Annotated in this window: 4 protein-coding genes; 3 read left to right on the forward strand and 1 reads right to left on the reverse strand. The window is 36.3% G+C overall.

Annotated features, from left to right (window positions below; all coding sequences use genetic code 11):
- Nucleotides 1-642, forward strand: a 642-nt coding sequence (gene budA, locus IDG60_RS09300; RefSeq protein WP_206160642.1) for an acetolactate decarboxylase, incomplete at its 5' end; no start/stop codon positions are given.
- Between the two features lie 85 nt (nucleotides 643-727).
- Here the strand turns inward: budA and IDG60_RS09305 are convergent.
- Nucleotides 728-1588 (reverse strand): oxidoreductase, encoded by an 861-nt coding sequence (locus tag IDG60_RS09305; protein ID WP_000953572.1) that lies wholly within the window; start codon nucleotides 1586-1588, stop codon nucleotides 728-730.
- A 72-nt stretch (nucleotides 1589-1660) separates the two neighbouring features.
- Here IDG60_RS09305 and panB point away from each other — a divergent pair, with 72 nt between their 5' ends.
- Entirely contained in the window at nucleotides 1661-2479 is an 819-nt protein-coding gene (panB, locus tag IDG60_RS09310; protein WP_000860047.1) for a 3-methyl-2-oxobutanoate hydroxymethyltransferase, read from the forward strand.
- Nucleotides 2472-3271, forward strand: an 800-nt coding sequence (gene panC / locus IDG60_RS09315; RefSeq protein WP_206160643.1) for a pantoate--beta-alanine ligase, incomplete at its 3' end; no start/stop codon positions are given. The genes panB and panC, both read left to right, overlap by 8 nt.

Genomic DNA, 3271 nt, shown 5'->3' on the forward strand with positions numbered 1-3271 from the left:
ACAGCTACAATTAATGAATTGTTAGAACATGGGAATTTAGGGATTGCAACGTTAACAGGGTCTGATGGCGAAGTAATATTTTTAGACGGGAAGGCATATCATGCTAACGAGCATAAAGAATTTATAGAATTAAAAGGCGATGAGAAAGTACCGTATGCATCGATTACTAATTTTAAAGCGAGTAAGACATTTCCATTGCAACAATTATCACAAGATGATGTATTCGCACAAATTAAAAATGAAATGTTAAGTGAGAATTTATTTTCGGCTGTTAAAATTTATGGCACATTTAAACATATGCATGTACGAATGATGCCTGCTCAGCAACCGCCATATACACGTTTGATTGATTCAGCACGCAGACAACCTGAGGAAAAAAGACAAGATATTCGTGGTGCCATTGTTGGATTTTTTACACCAGAATTATTTCATGGCGTAGGGTCTGCTGGTTTTCATATACATTTTGCGGATGATGAAAGAGCTTATGGTGGACATGTTCTTGACTTTGAAGTGGATGACGTTGTCGTTGAGATACAAAACTTTGAAACATTCCAACAACATTTCCCGGTAAATAACGAGACGTTTGTTAAAGCGAAAATAGACTATAAAGATGTGGCAGAAGAAATTAGAGAAGCTGAATAGTCTAATATAATTAAAAGACCTTAGCGATATTAGGAACAGGTGGTTCTAAATGCATCGTTAAGGTCTTTTTATATTATATATGTGCTTACATATTTTGTTGATAAGCGCGTAAAAAGCTATAAATAGTATCAAGATATGGGGTGTCAAGATTGTGTTCACGTGCACGTCGATAAATAAAGCCTTGAATCGCTTCGACTTCAAGAGGTTGCTGATGCACAATGTCGTAATACATGCTCGTTCCCATTTCGTCGGGATAACCTTGATATATAGTCATAATAGTATCGACAGTTTGTTCTGAAAAGTTTAACCCCTCTGCCTGTGCAACACGACAACCATCTAGTAATAACTGTCTACACAGTATACGTATTTCAGGATTATGCATGATTGCAACTGTCTGTCTCCCGAGTGCTGTGATAGAATTAATGCCCAAGTTAACTAACAATTTATACCAAATAGCTTGTTGAATATTTGCTTCTAATACAATGTCGATTTGACTGTCTTGGACCAAATCTCTAAATTGTCGAGTTAATGCATTATCTTGTATACGTAATTGATAATCTCTGAAGTGCGTAACAACATCGCCTTTCTTTTGACCACTTATATAGACAACTGCTTGGCATACATTTTTAAATGGAATATGTTCGAGTTGACCATAACCATTTTGGGCTAAAATGATGAGCGTGTCCTCATGTGCAAGATAAGTTAAATGAGGAATAACGGCATCAAGTTGATGTGTTTTGACTGCAATAATAATAACATCAAATGTGTTTGTGACATCTTCATAACCTTTCACAACAATATCTTGTGCAGGTGCATGTGGTACAGTATAATATGTTATTGTTTTGGCGTGTCTCCCGATAAGCGTTGTATGAGGCAATGATTGTTGTAATTCATAGGCAATAGTTGTACCGACAGCGCCTGGGCCGATAATCGCAACTGATAACATCTTCTTCTTTCCTTTCTATAAAAGATTCATTATACTATTTCTAATAATACTGCAAAAAGAGGTTGAATAACATTGAAAACAGTAAGTCAATTAATAGATATGAAACAAAAGCAAACTAAAATTTCTATGGTAACAGCTTATGATTTTCCAAGTGCTAAACAAGTGGAAGCAGCGGGTATTGATATGATTCTTGTTGGGGATTCACTTGGTATGACTGTATTAGGTTATGAAAGTACCGTACAAGTGACGTTAGCAGATATGATTCATCACGGTCGTGCAGTAAGAAGAGGCGCACCAAATACATTTGTAGTTGTTGATATGCCGATTGGTGCAGTAGGCATCTCTATGACACAAGACTTAAATCATGCTCTAAAGCTTTATCAGGAGACGAATGCAAATGCAATTAAAGCAGAAGGAGCGCATATTACACCATTTATTGAAAAAGCAACGGCAATTGGTATTCCTGTTGTTGCACATTTAGGATTAACACCTCAAAGTGTTGGCGTTATGGGGTATAAATTACAAGGTGCAACGAAAGAAGCAGCGGAGCAACTTATTTTAGATGCGAAAAATGTAGAACAAGCTGGTGCAGTTGCGTTAGTACTTGAAGCAATTCCAAATGATTTAGCAGAGGAAATTAGCAAGCACTTAACAATTCCAGTCATTGGTATTGGTGCAGGAAAAGGTACAGATGGTCAAGTATTGGTTTATCACGATATGTTAAATTATGGTGTTGAACATAAAGCGAAATTTGTGAAGCAATTTGCTGATTTTAGTGTTGGTGTGGATGGTTTAAAACAATACGATCAAGAAGTTAAATCTGGTGCATTTCCATCAGAAGAATATACGTATAAAAAGAAAATTATGAATGAGGTTAATAACAATGACTAAGCTGATTACTACGGTAAAAGAGATGCAACACATTGTTAAAGCAGCCAAACGCTCAGGAACAACGATTGGTTTTATCCCAACAATGGGTGCCTTACATGATGGACATTTAACGATGGTACGCGAATCAGTTAGTACAAATGATATTACAGTTGTGAGTGTATTTGTTAATCCATTACAATTTGGTCCAAACGAAGATTTCGATGCTTATCCGAGACAAATTGATAAAGATTTAGAATTAGTATCAGAAGTAGGGGCGGACATTGTTTTTCATCCTGCAGTAGAAGATATATATCCAGGTGAATTAGGTATTGATGTCAAAGTAGGTCCATTAGCTGATGTGTTAGAAGGAGCGAAGCGTCCAGGGCATTTTGATGGGGTGGTAACAGTAGTTAATAAGCTATTTAATATTGTTATGCCGGATTATGCTTATTTTGGTAAAAAAGATGCCCAGCAATTGGCTATTGTCGAGCAAATGGTAAAAGACTTCAATCATGCCGTTGAAATTATTGGTATTGATATCGTTCGAGAAGCAGATGGTTTGGCGAAAAGTTCAAGAAATGTTTATTTAACGGAGCAAGAACGACAAGAAGCGGTACATTTAAGTAAAAGTTTGCTATTAGCACAAGCGTTGTATCAAGACGGTGAACGTCAAAGTAAAGTAATTATAGACAGGGTTACTGAATATCTTGAATCACATATAAGTGGACGCATTGAAGAAGTTGCTGTTTATAGTTATCCTCAATTAGTAGAACAACACGAAATAACTGGACGCATATTTATCTCGTTAGCTGT

This window comes from Staphylococcus sp. EG-SA-2 (genome assembly GCF_017152085.1).